Genomic DNA, 24,412 nt, shown 5'->3' with positions numbered 1-24,412 from the left:
TGATTGATATGATACCAGGAGAAATTTTCGTAAAAGAAGGTACAATTATCTGCAATGAAGGCAGAGAGACTGTAAAAATAAAAGTAACCAACACAGGAGACAGACCGATTCAGGTGGGTTCTCATTTCCACTTTTTTGAAGTAAATAAAGCCATGAGCTTCGACAGAGAAAGGGCGTTTGGAAAAAGATTAAATATCGTTGCAAGTACAGCCGTTCGTTTCGAGCCGGGAGAGGTAAAAGAAATAGAATTGGTAGAAATAGGAGGTACTAAAAAAGCAATGGGCTTCAATAATTTGGTAGACGGACAGGTAGATTCTGAAGATCAGAAAAAAATCAGCCTTGCCAAAGTGGAAGAGTTAAACTTTAAAAATCAGTAATTATGAGCTTACACGTAGACAGAAAACAATACGCCAATATATTAGGTCCGACAGCTGGAGATAAAATCAGACTGGGAGACACGGAAATCATCATTGAAATTGAAAAAGATTTCACTCATTACGGTGATGAAGCTGTTTTTGGAGGAGGAAAAACCGTTCGTGACGGGATGGGACAAAACGTTACGGCAAAAAGAAGCGAAGGTGTTCTTGATCTTTGCATCACAGGTGCCGTAATCATCGATCACTGGGGAATTGTAAAAGCAGATATCGGAATCAAAGACGGTAAAATCGTCGGAATTGGAAAAGCCGGAAATCCTGATACCATGGATGGAGTTACTCCAAATATGATTATCGGAGCTTCCACAGAAGTTCACGGCGGAAAAGGATATATTGTAACAGCAGGTGGAATTGACACTCACATTCACTATATCTGTCCTCAACAAATCGAAACTTCTTTATACAGCGGAATCACAACGATGATCGGTGGCGGAACAGGTCCAAATGACGGAACCAATGCAACAACTGTAACTCCGGGAAAATTCAATATGCAGAAAATGCTGGAAGCGGCTGAAGAATATCCTATGAATTTAGGTTTTTTCGGAAAAGGAAACTGTTCAGCAGAAGAACCGCTTGAAGAACAGGTGGAAGCAGGAGCTTTAGGTGTAAAAATTCACGAAGATTGGGGAGCAACACCCGCAACCATTGATGCTGCATTAAAAGTGGCTGATAAATACGATGTTCAGGTGGCCATTCACACCGATACATTGAATGAAGGAGGTTTCTTGGAAGATACCATGAGAGCGATCAACGGAAGAGTAATCCACACTTTCCACACGGAAGGAGCGGGTGGAGGTCACGCACCGGACATCATCAAAGCGGCGATGTACCCGAACGTGCTTCCGGCATCTACAAACCCAACTCGTCCTTATACGGTCAATACGATCGATGAGCACTTGGATATGTTGATGGTTTGTCACCATTTAAGTAAAAATATTCCTGAAGATGTGGCGTTTGCAGATTCCAGAATTCGTCCGGAAACCATTGCAGCAGAGGATATTCTTCACGATATGGGTGTTTTCAGCATCATGAGTTCAGATTCTCAGGCGATGGGAAGACCGGGTGAGGTGATTACGAGAACCTGGCAGACGGCAAGTAAAATGAAGGATCAGAGAGGTGCTTTAGCGGAAGATCAAGGAACGGATAACGACAACTACCGTACGAAAAGATATGTTGCGAAATATACGATCAATCCGGCAATCGCTCACGGAATTTCTGAATATGTAGGGTCTATTGAAGAAGGAAAATTAGCGGATTTGGTGATCTGGAAGCCTGCATTATTCGGAGTTAAACCTGAAATGATTGTAAAAGGAGGATTCGTAATCGCCGCGAAAATGGGGGATCCGAATGCTTCTATTCCAACGCCACAGCCAATTATTTACAGAAATATGTTCGGGGCACACGGAAGAGCAAAATATGGAATTTGCGCCAATTTCGTTTCTCAGATTTCGATCGACAACGGAACAATTGCCGAATATAAGTTGGAAAAAATGATTCTTCCGGTGAAAAACTGTAGAAATATTTCTAAAAAAGATTTGATTCACAACGATAAAACTCCATTAATTGAAGTGAATCCTGAAAATTATAAAGTGACGGTTGACGGTGAATATATCACTTGTGAACCTGCAGAAAAACTGCCACTTACACAACTGTATTATTTATTCTAAAAATAACCAAACCTTATAGGTTTTCAAAACCTATAAGGTTTCTATCAAAGAAAATTATAAATAACAACAGAAGTAAGATTTAAATGAAAAAATTAAATAAAGCAGTTTTTTCCCTTGCAATAGCCGGCTTGTCGATGTTTTCAGGAAAAATGAACGGACAGCTTCTGGGCGGAATGAGAATTAAAAGTGATGAGGAAGGTCCAAAAGGTCAGTTTATGGTGTATGGTTCTTTGGATTATTCAAAAGTGACGACGCCTTCGAGCAGCAGCAGTACGGTTTCAAGCGCGCCGATTGGAGTGGGTTATTTCATCAATAATAATGACCTTGTCGGGGTGAATTATGCATACTCACAAAACGCCGTCGATCACAATGTTGTTTACAAACAGAATGAAGCCGGAATCTGGTACAGTCCGTCATTAATGCTCGGAAAATACTTTGTCTTAATTGCTCAGATCGATGCGCATTATGTTTGGGGACAGCAGGTTACCGCAACAGCAGAATCTATGGAAAACTTCAACGGATATCGTCTTCGTGCTTATCCTTTGATCGGAATTTTGTTAGGCAGCGGTTGGGCATTGAAATTCAAATTTGCAGAATTATCGATGTTGCAGACGAAAGCCAAAGAAGGCTGGACGAAAAGCTATGTCGCGGGAATCAGCGGTTCAACATTCGGAGTGGGAATTTCTAAAAATTTCGACTTCAGAAAAAAATCAAAATAAAATGATAATTAACGAAACAATAGGCAATCTGGCTCAGAATCCGACCACAAAACCGGTAGATTTTCTTGATTTGGAATGGTTTGAAACCACGAAGAGAATTCAGCGTAAAAAAACAAGATTCGGGACAGATATTGCCATCAAATTTCTGAGAGAAGGTCAGCGTTTGAGAGAAGGTGATATTCTTTTTGAAGATGATGAAAAGGTAATTGCTATCAACGTTTTAGAAACAGAAGCGATTCTTATGTCGCCGGCTTCTTTGCTGGAAATGGGAACGGTTTGCTATGAAATCGGGAATAAGCATATTCCACTTTTTATTCAGGAGGATAAAGTGTTGCTGCCTTTCGAAATGCCGATGTACAGATGGCTGGAAGCAAGCGGTTTTAAGCCGGAAAGACAGTTTGTAAAGCTGCTGAATCTTTTGAAATCGAACGTAGAACCTCACGGACATGGAAGTTTAGGTTCCACAATATTTACTAAAATCTTAAAAATGGCAGCCCCAAAAGATGAATAATTTGAATTTAAACTTTTTATCAGGACTGCTGCATTTGTCCGATCCTACGTTGCCAATTGGCGGTTACACGCATTCCAACGGATTGGAAACTTTTGTTCAGCAGAGAATTGTCCATGATCGTGTGACGGCAAAAGAATTCGTTCAGAATATGCTTCAGTACAATTTGAAATACAATGACGGAGCTTTTATGAAAATGGCTTATGAAGCGGCTCACCAAGGAGATTTAGCATTATTATTAAATCTTGATAATGAATGCAACGCTTTAAAATGTCCAAAAGAAATTCGTGGAGCAAGCCAGAAATTAGGATTAAGATTAATCAAAATCTTTAAAAGAAGAGAAAGTTTTTCTTTGGTAGAGCAATACGAAAAAGCGGTGAAAAATCGTGAAGCCAAATCCCATTACTGTATTGTGTTCGGAATGTATGCCGCTTTAATGAATATTCCTTTGTACGAAGCTTTGCTCGGGTTTTATTACACGTCAGTTGCCGGAATGATCACAAATGCGGTAAAATTAGTTCCACTCGGTCAGCTGGACGGTCAGGATATTTTATTCTCATTGTATTCTGTCATGGAAAAAACGGTTTCAGAAACTATCGAAATCGACAGAGATTTAGTAGGATTATGCAACACCTCTTTCGACATCAGATGTATGCAACATGAGAGATTATATTCACGATTGTATATGTCATAAAAAGTGAATGGCGAATCGTCAATTCACTTCATTGTCAATTTAATTAACAGACCGAAAAATTCCCCTCCTCTGGAGGGGTGGCGAAAATTTCAAAGAAATTTTTGACGGGGTGGTTTGAAAAGGGTTGAAGAAAGGAAGTTAGGAAATGGATGCTGGAAGTTAAAATGATTGAGAATAATTTTTAACAACTTACTGTTTCATTGCTGAGTGGAACGCCCTTGCGAACGAAAATATTCATAACAAAAATCAAAAAAATCTTAGCGCACTTAGCGTTAAAAACAAAAAAAATTAAAAAATGGAAAATAGAAAATACATAAAAGTAGGGGTTGCAGGACCTGTAGGTTCTGGAAAAACAGCTTTATTGGAAAGATTAAGCAGAAAAATGTACGGAAAATATGATTTGGGAGTAATTACCAATGATATTTATACCAAAGAAGATGCTGAATTTATGGCAAAAAACAGCCTTCTTCCTCATGATAGAATTATTGGGGTAGAAACGGGAGGTTGCCCTCACACAGCGATTCGTGAAGATGCAAGTATGAATTTGGAAGCGGTGGACGAATTGGCGGCACGTTTTCCGGATATCGAATTGGTATTGATCGAAAGTGGAGGTGATAACCTGTCTGCAACGTTCAGTCCTGACCTTGCTGATGTTACGATTTTCATCATTGATGTTGCGGAAGGAGAAAAAATTCCAAGAAAAGGAGGTCCCGGAATTACGCGTTCAGATTTATTGATTATCAATAAAATCGACCTTGCGCCACATGTTGGAGCCAGCCTTGAAGTGATGGAAAATGATGCGAGAAGAATGAGAAACGGAAGTCCGTTCGTGTTTACGAATCTGAAAACCGAAGAAGGTCTGGAGAAAGTGATCGGCTGGATTAAAAAATATGCTCTTTTAGAAGATATTGAAGAACCGAATTTGGTAAGATAAATGGATAGTCGTCTAAGTATAATTGCAGGATTCAAGGGAGGAAAGTCGTATGTAAAAGACCTTTACGTTTCACTTCCGTTCCGGGTGGTTTCTGTGGGACAGCGTAAGGAAGACAACAAACTGTATCAGATGGTGATGAGCTCTTCTCCCGGGATTTTGGATGGAGACCATTACCATTTGGATGTCAGTTTAGAGCAAGGTTCTTCGCTGCAATTGCAGTCGCAGTCGTATCAGAGATTGTTCAATATGAAAGATAAAGCCGTTCAGGAACTGAATGTGTTGATGGAAGATGAAACGTCTTTTGCTTACGTTCCGCATCCCATTGTTCCGCATGAAGATTCGAATTTTAAAAGTCATGCTAAAATTCACATTGGGAAAAACAGTCAGATTATCATCAGCGAAATCATTACCTGCGGGAGAAAGCATTATGGAGAAGTTTTTAAATTAAAACGTTTCCAGAATCTGATGGAAATTTATCACGAAAATAAATTGATCGTTAAAGATAATGTCTTGATTCAACCGGATTTAATTCCTATCAACAGCATCGGAAACCTCGAAGGATACACGCATCAGGGAACATTGATTTTTTACAGTACAAAATCTGATGTGGAAAAAGATCATTTGATTGAAACCATCGTTCAATCCGCAGAACAGTTTAAAGAAGAAATGGAAGTCGGTGTTTCAGCGATGGAGGAAAGCGGATTTGTTGTAAGAGCTTTGGGACATGGCGGTGAGGTGATGTATAATTTTTTCCTGCACGTTCAGGAGATCCTTTGGGATTTGAATTAAAAAATATGTTCACGATTAATTCTGTGAATCTATTCAATAGGAATGGGCTTTAGCCCATTTATCAAAATTTAAAAAATTCAAGATTGGCTTTAGCCAAAACTTAAAATAAATTAAATGGACAGTACAGTTTGGGCGCTATTAATCAGTGCCGTTTCAATAGCATTTATACACACCGCATCGGGTCCCGATCATTATTTACCCTTCATTGTGATTTCAAAATCAAAAAAATGGAGCGGCATGAAAACCGCGATTCTTACCGTAGTTTGTGGATTCGGACACGTTTTCAGTTCACTAATTCTCGGTTTCGTCGGAGTGTTTCTAGGATGGCAATTGAATAAAATTTCATGGTTTCAGGATTTGAGAGGAAATTTTTCAGGTTGGGCATTACTGGCTTTTGGTGGAATTTATCTGATTTACGGATTAATTCAGGCGATCAGAAATAAACCTCACAAGCATTTCGATGTCATGGGCGACGATGTGTACGTTTATGAACACAACCACACAGAAATGGTGATGCCTCAAAAAAGAATCAAAGTAACGCCGCTTGTTCTTTTCATGATTTTCGTGATGGGACCAAGCGAACCGTTAATTCCACTGTTATTTTATTCAGGGGTAAAACATTCTACTTCAGAGATTTTGGTATTGGTGACTTCATTTACTACAACCACAGTTTTAACGATGCTCGGAATGGTTTTATTAGGACGTTACGGATATTCAACGTTATTCAATACCGACAAATTAGAACGATACATGGGCGTCGTGAGTGGAGCGGTAGTAACGGTTTGTGGAATCGGAATGGTGTTTTTAGGATGGTAGATTGAGAAAGGAGGAGAGAAGTCAGAGGCCGGAAGTGAATGAAGACCGATTTTGAAATAACGCTTTCCAATTCTTTTTCTACACCAAAACATTGAACATTAAATTTTAAACATTGAACAAATAAAACTATGGATAAATTTTTTCAAAAATTCCCTTTTATAGATAACGTTTTAAAAGGTGTCGGGCAGATCATGCTTCAGGAAAACCGATGGACAGGTCTTTTATTCATTATCGGGATTTTTCTTGGAAGTTGGCAGGGTGGAGTAGCAGTTTTACTTTCAACAGCAGTCGGAACTTTCACCGCTATGAAGCTAAAATATGATAAAGCTGAAATAGATGCCGGTTTGTATGGTTTCAGTGCGGCATTGGTTGGGGTTGCGTTGGCTTTTGTTTTTCAGGCTACGATTTTAATCTGGATTCTGATCATTATCGGAAGTGCTTTGGCGAGCGTCATTCAGCATTTTTTTATTAAAAGAAAAATTCCGGTGTTTACATTTCCGTTTATTATTGTGACGTGGGTTTGCATTTTTGTATTGCATCATTTTACGCAGATTCCGCCTTCAGATATGCTTGCAGCTCCGGCCGGAAATGTAGATTATGATGACTTTCTGACTTGCACCAACGGTTTTGGAGAAGTAATTTTCCAGGGTGGAGTTCTTTCAGGAATTATCTTTTTTCTTGCCGTATTCATCAATTCTCCGGCTGCCGCATTATATGGTTTTGCAGGTTCTGTCTTAGGTGCATATCTTTCGCATATAAACGGTGAATCGATTGATAAAATTCACATGGGATTGTTTGGTTTCAATGCGGTTCTTTCGGCCATTACTTTTTCCGGATTCAAAAAGAAAGACGGAATCTGGGTATTGGTTGCTGTTGTAATAACGGTTGCCATCGACGACTTTCTAGTGGATAATAATGTTCTGGATATTGTCGGAGGTGTATTGACTTTCCCTTTCGTGGTAGGAACCTGGATTACGCTTTTAATCCAAAAATTGTTTGTTAAACACTAATGACACAAATATTTTGCACAAATTTCACAATTAATTATCGCAAATCACTCATTCTTAGAAAATTGCGTAGTGCTAAATTTTATCGCAGATAAAATCCTTGCGCCTTAAAAACGAAAGAAATATAAAAAATCTTAGCGCCTTTGCGATTAAAACAAAAAATCAGATCATAAAATAAGATACGCTGTAAACTTTACACTTTTAATCCAAAAATTGTTTGTTAAACACTAATGACACAAATATTTTGCACAAATTTCACAATTAATTATCGCGGATCACTCATTCTTAGAAAATTATGTAGTGCTAAATTTTATCGCAGATAAAATCCTTGCGCCTTAAAAACGAAAGAAATATAAAAAATCTTAGCGCCTTTGCGATTAAAACAAAAAATCAGATCATAAAATAAGATACGCTGTAAACTTTACACTTTTAATCCAAAAATTGTTTGTTAAACACTAATGACACTAATATTTTGCACAAATTTCACAATTAATTATCGCGGATCACTCATTCTTAGAAAATTGTGTAGTGCTAAATTTTATCGCAGATAAAATCCTTGCGCCTTAAAAAACGGAAGAAATGCAAAAAATCTTAGCGCCTTTGCGATTAAAACAAAAAATAAGATCATAAAAAACACTGTAAACTTTACAGAAAATTTAAACTTTAAAAAATGAAAATTACTAAAATAGCAGCCGTATTTCTGGCACTTACCTTTCACGGAAAAATTTTCGCGCAGGAAACAGAAAAACAGCTGCTGATAAAAGATGCAGATGACAAATTTCCAATTTCCGATGCGTTGATCAAATACGACAACGGAAACAGCCATACTCATTCCGGAACGGACGGTTCGCTTACGTTTTCGGTAAAATCTCTTCCAGATACTTTGGTGATCAGCCATAAAGGATATGATGAGGTAAAACTTCCGATCACGAATGAAGAGGATAAAAATAAAGTGGTGTTTTTACAGCACAAACCTTTCCAGATTTTTGAAGTTTCTATTAATCACAATTCGTTTTTAACGGCGATTACAAAGGTTGATTTAAATAAATTTCCGGTAAATTCTGCTCAGGATCTTTTAAGAAAAGTTCCCGGATTATTCATCGCACAACATGCAGGTGGAGGAAAAGCGGAACAGCTTTTTTTAAGAGGTTTTGATGCCGACCACGGAACAGATGTAAGCGTAAATGTTGACGGAATGCCTGTAAACATCGTGTCTCACGCACACGGGCAGGGATATTCTGATCTGCACTTTGTGATTCCAGAAACGGTCAATAATATTGATTTCGGAAAGGGAGCGTATTATATGGATCGGGGAGATTTCAATACGGCGGGTTATGTTGATTTCAAGACCTATGACCGATTGAATAACAGTATAATAAAGCTGGAAGGAGGTTCATTCAATTCAAAAAGAATTTTAGGAATGTTCAATATTCTGCACGATGAAACAGGTAGAAAAAATGCTTATTTAGCCGCAGAATACAATTATACGGACGGTCCGTTTGATGTAAAACAAAATTTTAACCGAATTAATATTTTCGGAAAATATAATCAATGGATTACAGATAACGACTATTTTAATATTCAGTTTTCAACCTTTAATTCTTCATGGAATGCTTCAGGACAGATTCCGGAACGTGCCGTGGATGAAGGAATTATCGGAAGATGGGGAAGTATAGATCCAACGGAAGGCGGAAAAACCTCAAGAAGCAATGTTCAGATGAATTTTAAGCATATTATTTCATCTTCAGAACAAATCGATGCAATGGCGTTTTATTCTAAGTATAATTTTAATCTGTATTCGGATTTTACTTTTTATTTAAAAGATAAAGATCACGGGGATGAAATCCAGCAAACGGACGGAAGAAATATTTACGGTGCTGAGGTGAAATACACGAAAAATTTTTCGTTGGCTAATAGCTCTTTAAACTGGATTTCAGGCGTAGGATTCAGAAATGATGACATCGGAACCTTACAATTAAATCACGTTTATCATAGAGATTTATTATTGGATCAAATGGCGGATGTCAACGGAACGGAAACCAATCTTCATGCCTTCTCAGGATTGATTTGGAAAGTTGGAAAATGGACGATTAATCCGGCGTTGAGAGTCGATCATTTTATTTTTAATATGCATAATTTGCTTGATCCTGAACAATTGCCTTCCGGACAATCCAAAGAAGCCACGAGATTGAGCCCAAAACTGAACTTCTCGTATGCGCAGAATGATAACGTGATGTGGTTCTTAAAAACCGGAATGGGCTTTCACTCAAACGATTTAAGAGTTGTAGTTCCGAATAAAAATGAAAACACGCTTCCATATTCCATTGGTGCCGATTTTGGGGTAAGATTGCACCCATTGAAATCGTTGATCATCACACCAACTTTATGGTATATGGATCTTCAGCAGGAATTTGTTTACGTTGGAGACGATGCTGTGGTAGAGCCTTCAGGAAAATCGAGACGTTTCGGAGCAGATTTAGGAATCCGTTTTCAGCCGCTGGAAAATTTCTATCTGAATGCTGATATTAATTATTCTCATGCAAGATTTAGAGAAGAGCAAAAAGGTGAAGATTATGTTCCGTTGGCTCCGGTTGTGACAAGTACAGGCTCTGTAAACTGGGATTTTCTTCATGGTTTTTCCCTTGGTTTGCAATACCGTTATTTGGGTTCAAGACCGGCTGTTGAAGATAACAGTATCAAAACAAAATCCTATTTTGTAAATGATTTAATGCTTTCTTACAACCGTAAAACATGGGGCGCAAACATTCAGGTCAACAACCTTTTCAATGTAAATTGGAATGAAGCACAATTCGCCACAGAAACTCAACTGAAAGGCGAAGCATCACCAATCACCGATCTTACATATACACCGGGAAGCCCTTTTGGAGTGAGATTCGGAGTGTATTATAAGTTTTAGGATTTGAGTGTCGGAGAGTTTTTTGAGTAGTAGAATTTGAGCGTTTGAGGGTTTTAGAGTTAGAGTGATTTAGGAGTATAAAATTTTATCACAGATAAAATCCTTGCGTCTTAAAAATCAAAGAAATATAAAAAATCTTAGGGCCTTAGCGATTAACCAACTCACCAACTCACCAACTCTATAACCCTAAGACTCTATAACCCTAAGACTCTATAACCCTATAACCCTAAGACCCTAAAACTCTCCAACTCAAAAAACTCTCCAACTCCAAAAACTCTGCTCAAAAAAAATGTCTAACTTTAATCATTATAACATCGGATATGGAAGTATTATCCAATTTTCAGTACAAAAAACTTTTCCTTCCCAATATCACGGAAAAGATCTTAGCCAATAATGCGGATATCCAGCTTTATCGGTTGGAAAATTATCTCAAAGGTATTCTGATGCCTGTGATTCCGTATCGTACGACGTTTAATTTCATTATTTTCGTGACGAATGGTCATGTCAAGCAATATCTTGAAAATGAAGAATATCATGCGGAAAAAGGTGGAGTTATTTTCATTAAACAAGGAACAATTACCGCAACGATTGAACTTTCAGATGATATTGAAGGTTTCTTTTTAGCCTATGAAAATAATATTTTGTCTGAACAGGAACTTCCGAAACATAAGACGAGTATTTTCTTCATGACTCCATTTCTGAAACTGGATAGTTTAACGTACGGAACAATCACTCAACTGTTACCGATTTTAGAACAGGAATTATGGTTAAATAGCCTAAACATCAATGATGTGGTGATTACCATGTTGCATTTAATTTTGGTTAAAATGCTCAATACCGATTCAGATTCTCACCATAAATCAGCGACTCGTCCGATGGAATTATCCTTGCAGTTCAGGGATTTACTATTTAAATATCATGTCTGCGAAAAACGTGTCGCTTTTTATGCCGATAAACTATCCGTAACCGAAAGTTATCTGAATAAATGTGTGAAAAATGTAACGCAAAAATCTCCAAAACAATGGATTAACGAAATTGATATCAATTACAGCAAAGCGCTGCTTCATTCAAGTAAAGACATTGCCGAAATAGCGTATGAACTGAATTTTCATACCGCGTCACATTTTACCCAACTGTTTAAAAAGATTGCAGGAATTACGCCTAAAGAATATCGAACTCAGTTTTTGAAAAAGAGAATTCAGGTGTAGTAATTTGAAAATTTGAGAATGAGTCAATTTGAAAATGTAAAAACTCAAATAACTCTAAAACACTATAATTCTCAAACATAAAATCCTACATCTTCTCGTTTTCCAAGATCTTCAGCACAAGTTTTTCCTCTTGTGTCAAATCTGCTTTTCCGTCATTTTCCTCAATCTGTTCCAATTCATCAAGATATTTTTTGATGGAATTATTTTCGTAAAGATTGATGACTAAAGGATGTACATAATATTTTCGGCAAACCGTGCTCGTATTTCCCAAATGTCCGGCGACCATTTCCAACGCTTCTTTTACCTTTTTCTTGTATTCGGTATGCGTTTCAGCATAACCAATTTCTTTAAAAGCAATTAGCGCACTCACAGTTCCAGACCATGTTCTGAAATCCTTTGCTGTAAAATCTTCACCGCTGATTTCTTTAATATAATCATTCACCATTCCAGAATCTACCGAATGTCGGTTTCCATCTTCATCAATAAACTGAAAAAGTTCTTTCCCCGGAATATCCTTGCATTTTTGAATCAATCTCGAAAGTCGTTTACTTTTAAGATCAATATCGTGCATAACACCTTTTTTTCCTTTAAAATGAAAAGTAATTTTTTGTCCTTTTATTTGAACGTGTTTATCCTTTAAAGTTGTTAAACCAAAAGAGCCATACAGTTTTTCGTACGCATTATTTCCGATTCGGATATTGGTTCGCTGCATCAAACTTACGATCAATGCAAGAATTTTTCTTTTCTCAAAATTTCTGATGGCTAAATCTTTCTCCACCTGAAGTCGGATCTCAGGTAAAGCATAGCCAAACTGAAGCATTCGGTAAAACTTGGTGTGATTTCGCAAGGCACTCCAAAGCGGGTGATAGCGGTATTGTTTTCTGTGTTTTACATCAAAACCTGTTGCCTGAAGATGCCCGTTATCCAAAGCGCAGATCCATACATTTTCCCAAGCTGGTGGTATTACCAGTTTGTTGATGCGTGTAATTTCTTCTTTGTCTTTGATTTTTTCGCCGTCTCTGTAGTAAGAGTACTTTTTTCCGGCTTTTTTCCGGGTGATACCGGCTGTCTCTGCATCGGTGGTATAAATAAGATGTACCGCCTTTGCAGATGCTACCGGATCTTTCATAATTTTGACAATCTTAGAAGGTTTCAGATGGGTGATGAGTTCTAAGTCTGAATTTTCCATAAGATTTGGTTAAGAGTTCCTACCCCTTGAAAATAGCCATGCAATGATGCCTATTACGCCAACTACTAATATGATTCCCCACCACATTCCGGCCTTGAAGATTGTCTCTACTGCTTCACAACTTGTTAATGTTAACAAACATAATATTGTCATACTGTATAAGCTCCATTTTTTCATAATACTTTATTTTTTGGTGTTTATTATTTTAAATTCTGTGGTTATCCGGGCGCCATTTTTGAATGGATCTTTTGATCTGGTCGCCGGAGATATTTTCATGCAGAGCCTTATACAGAAGTTCCTTAAACTCATCGTCATAGGCGAACCTCAACGCGGCAATTTGTCCAAATGTCAGTTTTTCTTCCACTTCATCAGACCTCAGACCGAAAATTTCAAAATATCTTTGCTTAAATTCAAGTCTTACCATTCGGTTTTGAAGTCCCAATGCATAATGCTGCCTCAGCATAATTGCCAGATAGAAAATCAGAAAAATAATAACAGAAAAAAGAATCCATACCAGCTGATGAGCTAAATCATTAAAAATCTTATAGACCCCAAAAACTTCCAGCAGAATTAATAATGGAAGATAAATGAAATGATGCGGAGGGTAAAATTTCCTGTGATTTTTGTAATTCTGACTTTCCATAATGAGTATATAAGCAAGAACCTTTCCAAAATGTTAAATATTTAATAATAATTCCAATTTGTGGTATGTAATTGTTGTTTTTAATTCTAAATAATTAAAATTTTTAATCTTATTTCTGTGCCGGAATTATATTTATTTAGTTATTTTCCTTCTTATTTCCAGCAGATCGCTCAGATTTCCCATATTTAGAACTCATCAATAGAAAATAAAAGATTTTCAAAAACTTAATTGTACTTCTATGGAGTTTCATTTTAAGCTTAAATAACTAAAGTGTCAAAAAACTTAGTGGACTTAGTGTTCAATATTTCCAGTGTAAGAAAAATCAATCTGCGTCATCTGTAAAATCTGCGAGAGTGAAAAATTAATATAAAATTTCAACTCTGATTCTTTAACCTTTTTACTTAGTCCCCAACTTTTGTATTTGATCGGATCAGTTTCAAAACTTGGGGAGAAATTGTTGAAGTGTCTTTTTTGCCACGAATACACCTATATTTTTATTTCCCACAGATATACGGATTCTCACAGATGATGCTGCTGATATTTTTTTGTTTAATCTTAGTGATCTCTGATAAGTAGAATGGCCTGGTAAGCCTGTCAACGATTAGTAGTTGTCAAAAACCTTGGAGAACTTAGTGTTCAATATGTAAAGTGTAAGGAAAAAATCTGCATCATTTGCAAAATCTGCGAGAGTAACAAAAAACGTTCTGATGAGTTAAACTTTTTGCTTAGTCCCCAATTTTTGCGCTTGATCCATTTGATCCCGTAGAATTCACCATTCAATTCTATGAATAATTAAAATAAAAAGAGACCACTAAAAATTAGCAGTCTCTTTTTGTATGTATTGTTGTCTGAATTATTTCTTCTTGTAAGCAGCGTCTTTAATTCTCGCTTTTTTACCTCTAAGGTCTCTGAAGTAGTAAATTCTAGATCTTCTAACTCTACCTCTTCTGTCAACTTCAATTTTCTGAAGAGCCGGCATGTTGATTGGGAATACTCTTTCTACACCTACATCACCAGACATTTTTCTGATGGTGAAAGTTTTTGTAGATCCAGTACCTCTCAATTGGATAACAGTACCTTTGAAGAACTGAGTTCTTGTTTTTTGACCTTCTTTAATCTCGTAATACACAGTGATGGTATCACCAGCTTTGAATTCAGGGAATTCTTTTTTTGTAATGTACTTGTCTTGTACGTACTTTAATAAATCCATTATTAATAAATAAAATGTTTAAGCTAAGCAACTTACACGGACTTCGTCAGAGGTTGAATAACAGGTTGCAAATATACACAACATTTTTTGAATATTCCAAACAAATTATTATTAAATCTTATAAAATTTCATACTGATTTTCAGTGGAAAAATTAACACTTCCTTGAAGTTCCCATCAGATAAAGTTTACATGAGAGTTCTACTTTTGCCCGAAAATAAAATCAGCTCTAATCATTTAAAAATAAATGATTTAAAAACTTTACACACATTTAAACTGAAATTTTTATGAAACACTATTTCTTCTTTTTCTTTTTTGCCGTCCAGATGGCATTTGGGCAGGTTTTGTATCCTTATTTACAAAATCCCACACCGAATTCCATGATCGTGAACTGGAAGACTTCTTCAAATAATGAAACTACGGTTACCTACGGAACTTCTGCTAATAATCTGAACGTTACGGTAACGGGAACTACCAACATTTTTTCAGATACAGGGTACAATAACAATTATTATTACCACACGGCAAAAGTTACCAATCTTCAGCCCAACACAAAATATTACTATAAAATAAAAACAGGAACCAGTGAATCTGCAGTTTATAATTTCAGAACGCTTCCTTTGCCCGGACAGCCAGTGACGGCTGATGGAAAAATCCGTTTTCTGATCATGGGAGATAATCAAATCAAGGCGGAGCCAAGATATGATACTTTAACATTGAATGCTTATAAAAAATTAAAGGAAAAATTCGGGGTAGATTCTGATCCTTCTGATAATATTGCACTAACGTTTATGGTTGGAGATCAGGTAGATGTGGGAACATTGGATCATTATGAAAATGTTCACTTTAAAAAGAATATTAAACTTTCACCTTATCTTCCGATCCAGACAACGGTGGGGAATCATGAAACGTATGGTACTTTAGGAATGAACTCTTACTATGCTCATTTTTATATTGATGAAATTAAATACAAAAATATTTCTTCAGGAAATGAGAATTATTATGCTCAACAGGCTGGAAATGTTTTATTTGTAAGTTTAAGTTCAGAACATACAGGTTCGGCTCAACAAACCTGGCTTCAGCAAATTTTGAATGAAGCAAACAACGATCCTACGGTAGACTGGATCATTTCTTTAAGCCACAGACCTTATCAGGCGGAACAATATGTAGGGGATATCTCAACGTGGGTAAGGAATACGGCGGTTCCTCTGTTAACGACTTCTAATAAATATTTAATGCACGTTGGGGCGCATCACCATTTATATCACAGAGGTCAGTTGAAAGATTCTCCGAATTACCAGATTATTTCCGGTGGAGTTGCGTGGGATCAATATTGGGGAATGTCTAATGAGCAGGATTTTGATGATGTTCAGAAAACACTGACGGATTGGACGTACCAAATCGTTGAAGTAGATGTAAACACGGGAAAAGTTGATATTGAAAGCTATTCTATTGGTGGTGTTTATCATAAAAAATATAATGAATTGGTTGATACTTTTCATCGATATAAAAATCAGCCAAAACCAGCGAAACCTTCCATTACAAATACTTTTTCAGCTCCGATTACATTACCTTTAACCTTAAATGGAAGCACTTTTACCACAACAAATTCAGAATTATTAAATACTACACAGTTTTTAATCAGTAAAGCTGCTGATTTTTCAGTTGTTGAAAAAGAATTTTACAGAGATTACGAAAACTGGTTCGGAAAAGATGGTAATGGTACGCCCGATATTACTAAAAATCTAAATGCCGGAATTGATATTACCAAAGCTACGATTGCTTCCAACTCAATCACAAACGGAGTTTATTATGTGAAAGTTCGTTACAGAGACAGAAATTTAGAATGGAGCGATTGGAGTGATGCAAAACAATTTGAAGTAACGGGAAGTGTGGTTTCCAATCCTACTTTCAATTTAAGCAAAACAGAATATACTCAAAATGAACCGATTGTTGCCACATTTACAGACGGTCCCGGAAATCAGCAGGATTGGATCGGAATTTATAAAAAAGGTCAGAATCCAGCTTCGGTAACATCACAAACTTATCTTTATACCAACGGACAAACTGCCGGAACAACTACTTTCCCAAATGGAATTTCAGCTAAAGGTCAGTATTTTGCAGGATTTTTTGCGAACAACGGTTACACCGAAATTACAGCCAGAAAGAACTTTTATGTAGGACCAAAAGTGGTGCTGAATACTTCTGCAGATACTTATCCTGTCGGCGGAAACGTAATTGTGAATTTTAACAACGGTCCGAATTTAACCAAAGACTGGATCGGAATTTACAAAATGGGACAGGTTCCCGGCCCGACACCTTCTATAAAGTGGAGTTATGTAACAACAGCTTCAGGAACATTGAATTTTACAGGGCTTCCGAAAGGCTATTATTATGCTCAGTATTTTCTTGAAGATGGCTACACGACAGTAGGAGAGAAGGTTTTCTTTAAAGTTGGTGACATTGTTACGGAACTTTGGACAAACAAACCGGTGTATACATTAGGTGAAAATATTACCGCTTCTTGGACGGATTCTCCAGGAATTATCAAAGATTGGTTAGGAATTTATCCTCAAAATATTCAAACGCCGGATGATAATTTTGTGTCTTACACTTATTTTGACGGAATTGCTCAGGGAACGAAAAATATCAACGGAACAGCATTGCCTACAACTCCCGGAAATTATTATATGGTAATGTTCACCAATGATTCTTATACTGAGGTTTCAAATCGAGTTCAGTTTCAGGTACAGGAAGCAACTTTAGGAACGGATGAAACAAAAAATCCTAATGAAAAAGCGGTTGTTTTATATCCAAATCCGACAAAACCGGGACAGCCAACATTTATAAAAAGTGATTATCCAATTGAAAAGATAGAACTACTTTCTGCTAACGGAGCTCTTCTATATAAGTCTGAAAATGTGCAGAATCAACGATTTTCTTTGGTAAATGAAAACCTTCCGAAAGGTGTTTATTTCGTGAAAGTTCATTCAAGAAAATTATTTACTTTAAAATTGATTATTCAGTAAAATTTTCACTTTAAATATTTTCAAAATAAAAATCGGGAAAGTTGTTAATTTTCCCGATTTTATATTATTTATCAGTCGATTTCAGCGCCCAGGCAATCAAAGGAGCCTGCATAAAAAGCCTTGCAAATCTTGCGTTATCGGTATTTAATCCAAAAGAATCTCTTCTGTTTTTATACTGAGCAATATTTCCGGGAAGAACGGCGGCAAAAAATCCGGCAACTACCTGTCCCATTGTTTTTCTATATTTTTCAGGAGTAAGAATTACCGCTGCTCCCAATGCAATTTCAGCAAATCCGGAATAGACAACGGTATCGTCTTTTTTCAGAGGAACCCAATCCGGAACCTGAGCCTGAAATTCTTTTCTTGCGAATGTTAAATGACCGATTCCTGCGCTAATTAAAAATGCTCCAAGAGCAATTCTTGAAATGTCTTTCGTTTCCATAATGTAAATATTTGTGATGGTATTCTTTCAAAATCAACCAAAATCAGACCACGAAAAATATTTTCATTTAATTCAATTAAAAATAAGAAAAGCGAGAATTTTTTCCCGCTTTTGATTTATTTGTATAAATTCTTTTTCTTTTTTAAAAGATGATCTATTCCTAAAGCTTTATATCCATATAGTGCAAACAGTCCAAGCAGCATAAGGTAGAGAACCTGCGGCAAATAAAAGAAATAAGTCAGCCATGTATAGCCTTCAATAGGATGTGTTCCGATCTTGGGATCTATGGGAATGAGCTCGGTAGGGATGGTATGTATATCTTTGGTTACCAAGGCTACCAGTATAATCACAATAAGAGCTAAGGAGCTGAATCGCGTGAAGAGACCAATCAGTAATAAAAGTCCCCAGACCATTTCGTTGGCGGCAACAAAATGAGCCATGAACTGTGGATTGCTGAATCCCAAACTGGTTATTGTCTTTAACATGTATCCCTGAAATACCGGGTGAAAGAGTTTGTTAAATCCGGTAAGAAAGAAGAAGAGACCAATGGATAGTCTGCAGAGTACATAAAATGCATCTCCGATTTTGTTGAAATTTTCCTGTTTCATTTGTTTATTAATTAATGAGGGTTAATTTTTATGCTCTCTATGCCCAAGGGAGGAGGGAGCATGATCTATGATTACCAAATGTATAAAAAGTTAGATGATAATCACCAAAAAATACAGAGATCTGGCACAAACTTATACATTCGTGATTTACTGATCTGGCATTTTTAATGAGCAAACGACTTACGGCCTGAGTTGTATAGCTCCATCATGCCTTTATTCTATTGCCATAAAAATCTAACCACTAAGAAATTTACGTTGCTGTTTTTACGGGTCGACTTGTGAAATATCAGATATATGAGAAAAATTATTAAATTTAAGCCAACAGAAAATCTAATATTTCATGATAGATAAAAGAGTAAAAAATGCAAAGGAAGCCATCGAAGGAATTCAGGATGGAATGACGTTGATGTTGGGCGGATTTGGACTTTGCGGTATTCCCGAAAATTCAATCAATGCTTTGGTAGAGAGCGATGTGAAAGATCTTACGTGTATCTCAAACAATGCAGGAGTGGATGATTTCGGGTTGGGTTTATTGCTTCACAAAAGACAGATCAAGAAGATGATTTCTTCTTATGTGGGAGAAAATGCTGAGTTTGAAAGACAGATGCTTTCGGGAGAATTGGAAGTTGAACTGACTCCACAGGGAACTTTAGCAGAAAAATGCAGAGCGGCACAGGCGGGAATTCCTGCGTTTTATACACCTGCAGGTTTCGGAACTGAAGTGGCGGAAGGGAAAGAAGTAAAAGATTTTAAAGGAAAACCTCATATTTTAGAACACGCTTACGAAGCAGATTATGCAATCGTAAAAGCTTGGAAGGGCGATCATGCCGGAAATCTGATCTTCAAAGGGTCGGCAAGAAATTTCAATCATCCGATGGCTGGAGCAGGAAAAATTACCGTTGCGGAAGTTGAGGAATTGGTAGAACCGGGAGAATTAGATCCTAACCAAATTCACATTCCGGGAATTATGATCCAAAGAATTTTTCAGGGAGAAAAATTTGAAAAAAGAATTGAACAGAGAACGGTTAGAAAAAAAGATTAATTTTTTCATAAGTTTCTTAAAAAATAATACCCCGAAATCAACTTTCGGGGTAATTTTATTATCAATCATAAAAGCCTCCAGCTTCCATCATCTAACTTCCATCCTTTTAAATAAGTGTTTCAGCAATTTTCCTTTCTCCAATTTGCTGTCTCCACATGGCATAATACAATCCTTTTTCTTCAATTAACTTTAAATGTGATCCCGTTTCCACAATTTGTCCGCGTTCCAGAACATAAATTCTGTCGGCATGCATAATTGTACTTAATCGGTGCGCAATAAGCACTGTAATTTGTTCTTTTTCTTTAGAAACTTCCTTAATCGTCATAGTAATTTCTTCCTCAGTAATACTGTCTAAGGCAGAGGTTGCTTCATCAAAGATCAATAAATGCGGTTTTCTTAATAAAGCTCGGGCAATGGCAATTCTTTGTTTTTCACCACCGCTTAATTTTAGTCCGCCTTCTCCGATTACGGTTTCAATTCCGTTTTCGGCACGTTCTAAAAGTGCCGTACAGCTTGATTTTTTTAAGGCTAATTGTAAATCTTCCTCCGTGGCTGATGGATTGACAAATAAAAGGTTTTCTCGGATCGTTCCTGCAAACAACTGAGTATCTTGGGTTACAAATCCGATTTGGTTTCTTAATTCATCAAAATCAAATTCTTTTCCATCAATATTATTATAAAGAATGGCTCCATCTTGAGGTCTGTATAAACCGACAAGCAATTTCACCAAAGTACTTTTTCCTGAACCACTGGGGCCAACAAAAGCAATGGTTTCTCCATTTTTTACATCAAATGAAATCGAGTTGATGGCTTTATAATGAGCGCTTTGATGCTGAAAAGAAACACTTTGGAATTTCAGATCTTCAATAGCACCAATTTTTTTTGGAGTTAAAGGTTTGGGTTCCACTTCTTTTTTCATCACGCGATCGAAATTATTCAACGAAGCCTGTGCTTCACGATAAGAAATGATAATATTTCCAATTTCCTGCATAGGTCCGAAGATGAAGAACCCGTAAAACATTAATGATAAATACTGTCCCGGCGTTACAATGTTTTTAAAGATTAATAATAATAAAGTAAACGTTATGGTTTGCTGTAAAAAATTAACCAAGGTTCCCTGTACAAAGCTTAAAGAACGGATGCTTTTTACTTTCCTTAATTCTAAATTCAAGATTTTATACGTATTGTTATTCAGACGTTCAACTTCCTGATTGGTCAGTCCTAAACTCTTTACAATTTCAATATTTCTAAGGCTTTCTGTAGTGCTTCCGGCTAAGTTTGTTGTTTCTGTAACAATACTTTTCTGGATATTTTTAATTCTTTTGCTTAATAAATTGGTGACCACGGCGATAAAGATAATCCCGACCACATACACAGGCATGATCGTCCAATGCAGACGGATGGCATACACCGAAACGAAAATAATACTCACCAAAATTCCGAAAAATACATTGATGAAATTATTAATAAATTTCACCGAATCTTCACGAACTTTTGTTAAAATTGAAAGCGTTTCGCCACTTCTCTGGTCTTCAAATTCCTGGAAAGGCAGTCTCATGGAATGTTTTAAACCATCCGTAAAGATCTTTGCTCCAAATTTCTGGATGATCACATTCACTACATAATCCTGAAAGGCTTTGGCAATCCGGCTGATCATTGCAGTTCCAATCAATAATCCTAAAAAATAAAATACACCGTGATAAAGATCAGTTCCGTTCAGATATTCCGTCATAGTTCTCGGAAGGGTTTTCTCTTTATCGAAAAAATTAGGATGGGTAACCAGTTTGTCTAATATATTTCCAGTAATGGCAGGCGCAAACAGCGAAAATACCTGATTGATTGAGGCTAATAGAAGAGATGCCAGTATCAGCCATTTATATGGTTTTAAATAATTTAGTAAAATTTTCATTGGTATAATTAAAAGTGCACAAATTTACAACAATTTGAAAAGGGAAATTTATCATAGGATAAGAAAAGAAATTTTTTTGTAATTCTGAAAAAATGGCTAATTTGGCGGGATAAGATAAAGCTATGTTAACTAAAGAACAAATTGCACAAAGAATTTCCAGAGAAGTAAAAGACGGGTATTATGTAAATTTAGGAATCGGGATCCCTACATTGGTGGCCAACTACGTTCCGGACAATCTTTCCGTAGAATTTCAGAGTGAAAACGGAGTGTTGGGAATGGGACCTTTTCCTTTCGAAGGGGAAGAAGATGCAGATATCATCAATGCCGGAAAACAGACGATCACGATCCTGGATGGAGGTTCATTCTTCGATTCTGCCTTCAGTTTTGGGATGATCAGAGCTCAAAAAGTAGATTTAACAATACTTGGAGCGATGGAAGTTTCAGAAAACGGAGATATTGCCAACTGGAAAATTCCAGGTAAAATGGTAAAGGGAATGGGTGGCGCAATGGATTTGGTGGCTTCCGCAGAAAATATTATCGTTGCGATGATGCACGTGAACAAAGCGGGAGAAAGCAAGATTCTTAAAAAATGTACTCTACCTTTAACGGGTGTGAATTGTGTGAAAAGAGTAGTGACGGAATTAGCGGTTTTAGATGTTACGCCTGCCGGATTTAAGCTTGTTGAAAGAGCGCCGGGAGTTTCGGTGGAACATATCATTCAATCTACAGAAGCAGATCTGATCATCGAAGGAGAAATTCCTGAAATGCAGTTTTAAATAAAATAAATACTAGGTTAGAAGAAAGAGACTTGAAGCGGGAAGTTTAAATTGATGACTTTAATATCAATAGTTCTTGTTTACTATTTTGTTAAAAGGAATTATTTTAAAGTAATGATTTCATCAACCTGGCTCTTTTTACCTTTTACTTTTGCCTTTAATTCATAAAAAATCCGTCTCATAAATGTGAAGACGGATTTTTTGTCATATTATTCCTGTTTTAATAAGCAGGATTCTGTGGGAAATCTTTATTTTGATTGAGATCTAATACCGTTTGAGGAATAGGTCTCAAAATTTTCTGAGCACCATTATTTCCGCTAAAATTTGATGCACTGGTAATTTTATAATTATACTGAACGGCTCTTGAAACCAAAGTTCCGGTGCGTTTCAAATCAAACCAACGGTTGTATTCTCCAAGCATTTCTCTGCCACGTTCATCCAGAATATAGTTGATGTTAAATTCTGCAGGAGTCGCATCTGCAACGCCAGCTCTTGCTCTTACAGCATTTAATCTTGCTAATCCAGTCGCCGAGTTTCCAGACTTTAAATAAGCTTCTGCTGCAATAAGATAAGTATCTGCCAATCTGGAAATAATAATATCTCTCGTACTTACAGGACCTGTACTTGCCGGAGTTGTGGTAGCCGGATCATCAAATTTCTTCACAGGAATCGTTTGGTAATCTAAGTTCTTAACCAAAGTATAAGCCGCATCATAGGTTCCTTTATCATGGTAAATAAATCCTGTGGCGAGTTTAGATGTATTAGCTGTCATCCATGCTGTTTTGTCAGCGGCAGTGTACCACATCGGCTCATAAAAATGCTTGATTTTCAGATCTGATTTATCAGCAACCCTGAAATAGTCGTAATATTTTTCATAGACAACATCCATAAAAGTGGCTTCCCATCTTAGATCACCTTGCTTGAATAGGTTTAAAGCGTAAGCCGTCGGACAAAGGTTATAACTTCTCAACGGTGCACTTCCGTTGGTTTCAGCACCTCCTAAATACGAACTGAAATAGTAAAACTGCTTATTTCCGAGTGTAGTAGGAGAGGTAGTGGTTGAATTAAAATCATATTGCACCGAGAAAATCGTTTCTGCATTCAATTCATTTCCGGGATAAAAAAGCTTTGAAGGTTCAACCGTAAGACCTTGTCCTGAAATGGCAGCATCCGCATAAGTCGCCGCAGTCGCAAAGTCTGTGCTGGCTCCGAAACTTTCGTATCCTCTTGTCAAATATACTTTTGCTAAAAGGTCGTTCACCGCTTTCTTGTTTACTTTTCCGCTGGTGGCATAGGCAGTAGATCCAACCGCAGCTAGTGATGCTTCCAATTCTTTAATTATATAGGTATAGACTTCTTCTGCAGAATTTCTGTTAAACTGTAAAGTAGGTAATGTGAAATTCTCCTCAACGATAGGAACTCCGCCATAGGTTTGAACCAATAGAAAATAGGCGTTGGCTCTCAAAAATCTCGCCTCTGCCACCAAAGTGGGAACATTGGAAGCCTGCTCGGTTATACTGGAATAATATACGGTTTTGTTGACCGACTGAATGAGCTGGTAACACGATGTATACAGTTGATCTACTCCTTCTGAAGCGGGAATCAACTGGGTATACTGGCTAAGACCTGCCGGTTCGGGGGTTCTTCCTTCGGCATACATATCGGTTCCGGCTACAAAAAGCCATGGATCTCCGCCATATATGCCTTTCAACCATGCATAATTGGCATTTACCAACATCTGAAATCCTGCAGCAGTCTGATAAGTTCCATCTGCAGGAACATAAGATAAACTTTCTTCTTCCAGGTAGTCACTGCATGAATTGAAGATCGAGCTGGCTACAAGAAGTGTTACTATTATTTTTTTCATAATCTT

At 37.0% G+C, this 24,412-nt stretch carries 21 protein-coding genes; 14 read left to right on the top strand and 7 right to left on the bottom strand.

From position 1 onward, the window contains the following. The first annotated feature begins 8 nt into the window (after positions 1 to 8). The 11 genes from ureB to VUJ46_RS08570 all read left to right on the top strand — a co-directional run bounded on the left by ureB (position 9) and on the right by VUJ46_RS08570 (position 11,693). Complete coding sequence (gene ureB, locus VUJ46_RS08620) at positions 9 to 377, top strand: urease subunit beta (protein ID WP_326984578.1); 369 nt, start codon at positions 9 to 11, stop codon at positions 375 to 377. Between the two features lie 2 nt (positions 378 to 379). Then, complete coding sequence (gene ureC, locus VUJ46_RS08615) at positions 380 to 2,101, top strand: urease subunit alpha (protein ID WP_326984577.1); 1,722 nt, start codon at positions 380 to 382, stop codon at positions 2,099 to 2,101. An 83-nt stretch (positions 2,102 to 2,184) separates the two neighbouring features. Beyond that, a complete protein-coding gene (locus VUJ46_RS08610) occupies positions 2,185 to 2,820 on the top strand; it encodes a hypothetical protein (protein WP_326984576.1) in 636 nt (211 codons plus the stop codon). A gap of 1 nt (position 2,821) precedes the next feature. Further along, complete coding sequence (gene ureE / locus VUJ46_RS08605) at positions 2,822 to 3,331, top strand: urease accessory protein UreE (RefSeq protein ID WP_326984575.1); 510 nt, start codon at positions 2,822 to 2,824, stop codon at positions 3,329 to 3,331. Position 3,332: 1 nt separating this feature from the next. Next, positions 3,333 to 4,022, top strand: a complete 690-nt coding sequence (locus VUJ46_RS08600) for an urease accessory protein UreF (RefSeq protein WP_326985085.1) — start codon at positions 3,333 to 3,335, stop codon at positions 4,020 to 4,022. A 295-nt stretch (positions 4,023 to 4,317) separates the two neighbouring features. Continuing rightward, positions 4,318 to 4,956 (top strand): urease accessory protein UreG, encoded by a 639-nt coding sequence (gene ureG / locus VUJ46_RS08595; protein WP_326984574.1) that lies wholly within the window; start codon positions 4,318 to 4,320, stop codon positions 4,954 to 4,956. After that, positions 4,957 to 5,745, top strand: a complete 789-nt coding sequence (locus VUJ46_RS08590; RefSeq protein WP_326984573.1) for an urease accessory protein UreD — start codon at positions 4,957 to 4,959, stop codon at positions 5,743 to 5,745. A gap of 114 nt (positions 5,746 to 5,859) precedes the next feature. After that, on the top strand, positions 5,860 to 6,561 hold the full coding sequence (locus tag VUJ46_RS08585; protein WP_326984572.1) for a hypothetical protein: 702 nt from the start codon (positions 5,860 to 5,862) through the stop codon (positions 6,559 to 6,561). 128 nt (positions 6,562 to 6,689) lie between these two features. Further along, complete coding sequence (locus VUJ46_RS08580; RefSeq protein WP_326984571.1) at positions 6,690 to 7,571, top strand: urea transporter; 882 nt, start codon at positions 6,690 to 6,692, stop codon at positions 7,569 to 7,571. A 667-nt stretch (positions 7,572 to 8,238) separates the two neighbouring features. Further along, the gene (locus tag VUJ46_RS08575; RefSeq protein ID WP_326984570.1) at positions 8,239 to 10,485 is read left to right on the top strand and encodes a TonB-dependent receptor; all 2,247 of its coding nucleotides are present in this window, start codon (positions 8,239 to 8,241) and stop codon (positions 10,483 to 10,485) included. Between the two features lie 320 nt (positions 10,486 to 10,805). Further along, a complete protein-coding gene (locus VUJ46_RS08570; protein ID WP_326984569.1) occupies positions 10,806 to 11,693 on the top strand; it encodes a helix-turn-helix domain-containing protein in 888 nt (295 codons plus the stop codon). An 85-nt stretch (positions 11,694 to 11,778) separates the two neighbouring features. Here the strand turns inward: VUJ46_RS08570 and VUJ46_RS08565 are convergent, their stop codons facing one another. From VUJ46_RS08565 to rplS, 3 genes are all read right to left on the bottom strand, one after another. After that, positions 11,779 to 12,882, bottom strand: a complete 1,104-nt coding sequence (locus VUJ46_RS08565; protein WP_326984568.1) for a DNA topoisomerase IB — start codon at positions 12,880 to 12,882, stop codon at positions 11,779 to 11,781. Between the two features lie 205 nt (positions 12,883 to 13,087). Beyond that, on the bottom strand, positions 13,088 to 13,525 hold the full coding sequence (locus tag VUJ46_RS08560; RefSeq protein WP_326984567.1) for a DUF6526 family protein: 438 nt from the start codon (positions 13,523 to 13,525) through the stop codon (positions 13,088 to 13,090). A gap of 853 nt (positions 13,526 to 14,378) precedes the next feature. Beyond that, on the bottom strand, positions 14,379 to 14,735 hold the full coding sequence (gene rplS / locus VUJ46_RS08555; protein ID WP_034709455.1) for a 50S ribosomal protein L19: 357 nt from the start codon (positions 14,733 to 14,735) through the stop codon (positions 14,379 to 14,381). A 285-nt stretch (positions 14,736 to 15,020) separates the two neighbouring features. Between rplS and VUJ46_RS08550 the strand changes: the two genes are divergently transcribed. Continuing rightward, positions 15,021 to 17,762, top strand: a complete 2,742-nt coding sequence (locus VUJ46_RS08550; protein WP_326984566.1) for a fibronectin type III domain-containing protein — start codon at positions 15,021 to 15,023, stop codon at positions 17,760 to 17,762. Between the two features lie 64 nt (positions 17,763 to 17,826). On the opposite strand, the gene VUJ46_RS08545 is transcribed toward VUJ46_RS08550, so the two are convergent. Further along, positions 17,827 to 18,204 carry a DoxX family protein gene (locus VUJ46_RS08545; RefSeq protein WP_326984565.1) on the bottom strand — a complete coding sequence of 126 codons (378 nt, stop codon included), beginning with the start codon at positions 18,202 to 18,204 and terminating at the stop codon, positions 17,827 to 17,829. Positions 18,205 to 18,320: 116 nt separating this feature from the next. Next, positions 18,321 to 18,812 (bottom strand): DoxX family protein, encoded by a 492-nt coding sequence (locus tag VUJ46_RS08540; protein ID WP_326984564.1) that lies wholly within the window; start codon positions 18,810 to 18,812, stop codon positions 18,321 to 18,323. A gap of 340 nt (positions 18,813 to 19,152) precedes the next feature. On the opposite strand from VUJ46_RS08540, the gene VUJ46_RS08535 reads away from it, so the two are divergent. Beyond that, positions 19,153 to 19,854, top strand: coding sequence for a CoA transferase subunit A (locus VUJ46_RS08535; RefSeq protein WP_312398243.1), 702 nt, complete (start codon positions 19,153 to 19,155; stop codon positions 19,852 to 19,854). 106 nt (positions 19,855 to 19,960) lie between these two features. On the opposite strand, the gene VUJ46_RS08530 is transcribed toward VUJ46_RS08535, so the two are convergent. Then, positions 19,961 to 21,763 carry an ABC transporter ATP-binding protein gene (locus VUJ46_RS08530; protein ID WP_326984563.1) on the bottom strand — a complete coding sequence of 601 codons (1,803 nt, stop codon included), beginning with the start codon at positions 21,761 to 21,763 and terminating at the stop codon, positions 19,961 to 19,963. Between the two features lie 122 nt (positions 21,764 to 21,885). Between VUJ46_RS08530 and VUJ46_RS08525 the strand changes: the two genes are divergently transcribed. After that, positions 21,886 to 22,539, top strand: coding sequence for a CoA transferase subunit B (locus VUJ46_RS08525; RefSeq protein WP_326984562.1), 654 nt, complete (start codon positions 21,886 to 21,888; stop codon positions 22,537 to 22,539). 220 nt (positions 22,540 to 22,759) lie between these two features. On the opposite strand, the gene VUJ46_RS08520 is transcribed toward VUJ46_RS08525, so the two are convergent. Continuing rightward, entirely contained in the window at positions 22,760 to 24,406 is a 1,647-nt protein-coding gene (locus VUJ46_RS08520; RefSeq protein WP_326984561.1) for a RagB/SusD family nutrient uptake outer membrane protein, read from the bottom strand. Positions 24,407 to 24,412 lie beyond the last annotated feature (6 nt).

Origin of the sequence: Chryseobacterium sp. MYb264, from assembly GCF_035974275.1 — a bacterium.
Lineage (GTDB): Bacteria > Bacteroidota > Bacteroidia > Flavobacteriales > Weeksellaceae > Chryseobacterium.
The sequence above is the reverse complement of the archived record's forward strand: the minus strand, read 5'-3'. Positions and strand labels throughout refer to the sequence as shown.

Excerpts from the sequence above, each read along its gene's own strand:
- ureB (WP_326984578.1), top strand. The coding sequence starts at position 9 with ATGATACCAGGAGAAATTTTCGTAAAAGAAGGTACAATTATCTGCAAT.
- ureC (WP_326984577.1), top strand. The coding sequence starts at position 380 with ATGAGCTTACACGTAGACAGAAAACAATACGCCAATATATTAGGTCCG.
- VUJ46_RS08610 (WP_326984576.1), top strand. The coding sequence starts at position 2,185 with ATGAAAAAATTAAATAAAGCAGTTTTTTCCCTTGCAATAGCCGGCTTG.
- ureE (WP_326984575.1), top strand. The coding sequence starts at position 2,822 with ATGATAATTAACGAAACAATAGGCAATCTGGCTCAGAATCCGACCACA.
- ureG (WP_326984574.1), top strand. The coding sequence starts at position 4,318 with ATGGAAAATAGAAAATACATAAAAGTAGGGGTTGCAGGACCTGTAGGT.
- VUJ46_RS08590 (WP_326984573.1), top strand. The coding sequence starts at position 4,957 with ATGGATAGTCGTCTAAGTATAATTGCAGGATTCAAGGGAGGAAAGTCG.
- VUJ46_RS08585 (WP_326984572.1), top strand. The coding sequence starts at position 5,860 with ATGGACAGTACAGTTTGGGCGCTATTAATCAGTGCCGTTTCAATAGCA.
- VUJ46_RS08580 (WP_326984571.1), top strand. The coding sequence starts at position 6,690 with ATGGATAAATTTTTTCAAAAATTCCCTTTTATAGATAACGTTTTAAAA.
- VUJ46_RS08575 (WP_326984570.1), top strand. The coding sequence starts at position 8,239 with ATGAAAATTACTAAAATAGCAGCCGTATTTCTGGCACTTACCTTTCAC.
- VUJ46_RS08570 (WP_326984569.1), top strand. The coding sequence starts at position 10,806 with ATGGAAGTATTATCCAATTTTCAGTACAAAAAACTTTTCCTTCCCAAT.
- VUJ46_RS08565 (WP_326984568.1), bottom strand. The coding sequence starts at position 12,882 with ATGGAAAATTCAGACTTAGAACTCATCACCCATCTGAAACCTTCTAAG.
- VUJ46_RS08560 (WP_326984567.1), bottom strand. The coding sequence starts at position 13,525 with ATGGAAAGTCAGAATTACAAAAATCACAGGAAATTTTACCCTCCGCAT.
- rplS (WP_034709455.1), bottom strand. The coding sequence starts at position 14,735 with ATGGATTTATTAAAGTACGTACAAGACAAGTACATTACAAAAAAAGAA.
- VUJ46_RS08550 (WP_326984566.1), top strand. The coding sequence starts at position 15,021 with ATGAAACACTATTTCTTCTTTTTCTTTTTTGCCGTCCAGATGGCATTT.
- VUJ46_RS08545 (WP_326984565.1), bottom strand. The coding sequence starts at position 18,204 with ATGGAAACGAAAGACATTTCAAGAATTGCTCTTGGAGCATTTTTAATT.
- VUJ46_RS08540 (WP_326984564.1), bottom strand. The coding sequence starts at position 18,812 with ATGAAACAGGAAAATTTCAACAAAATCGGAGATGCATTTTATGTACTC.
- VUJ46_RS08535 (WP_312398243.1), top strand. The coding sequence starts at position 19,153 with ATGATAGATAAAAGAGTAAAAAATGCAAAGGAAGCCATCGAAGGAATT.
- VUJ46_RS08530 (WP_326984563.1), bottom strand. The coding sequence starts at position 21,763 with ATGAAAATTTTACTAAATTATTTAAAACCATATAAATGGCTGATACTG.
- VUJ46_RS08525 (WP_326984562.1), top strand. The coding sequence starts at position 21,886 with ATGTTAACTAAAGAACAAATTGCACAAAGAATTTCCAGAGAAGTAAAA.
- VUJ46_RS08520 (WP_326984561.1), bottom strand. The coding sequence starts at position 24,406 with ATGAAAAAAATAATAGTAACACTTCTTGTAGCCAGCTCGATCTTCAAT.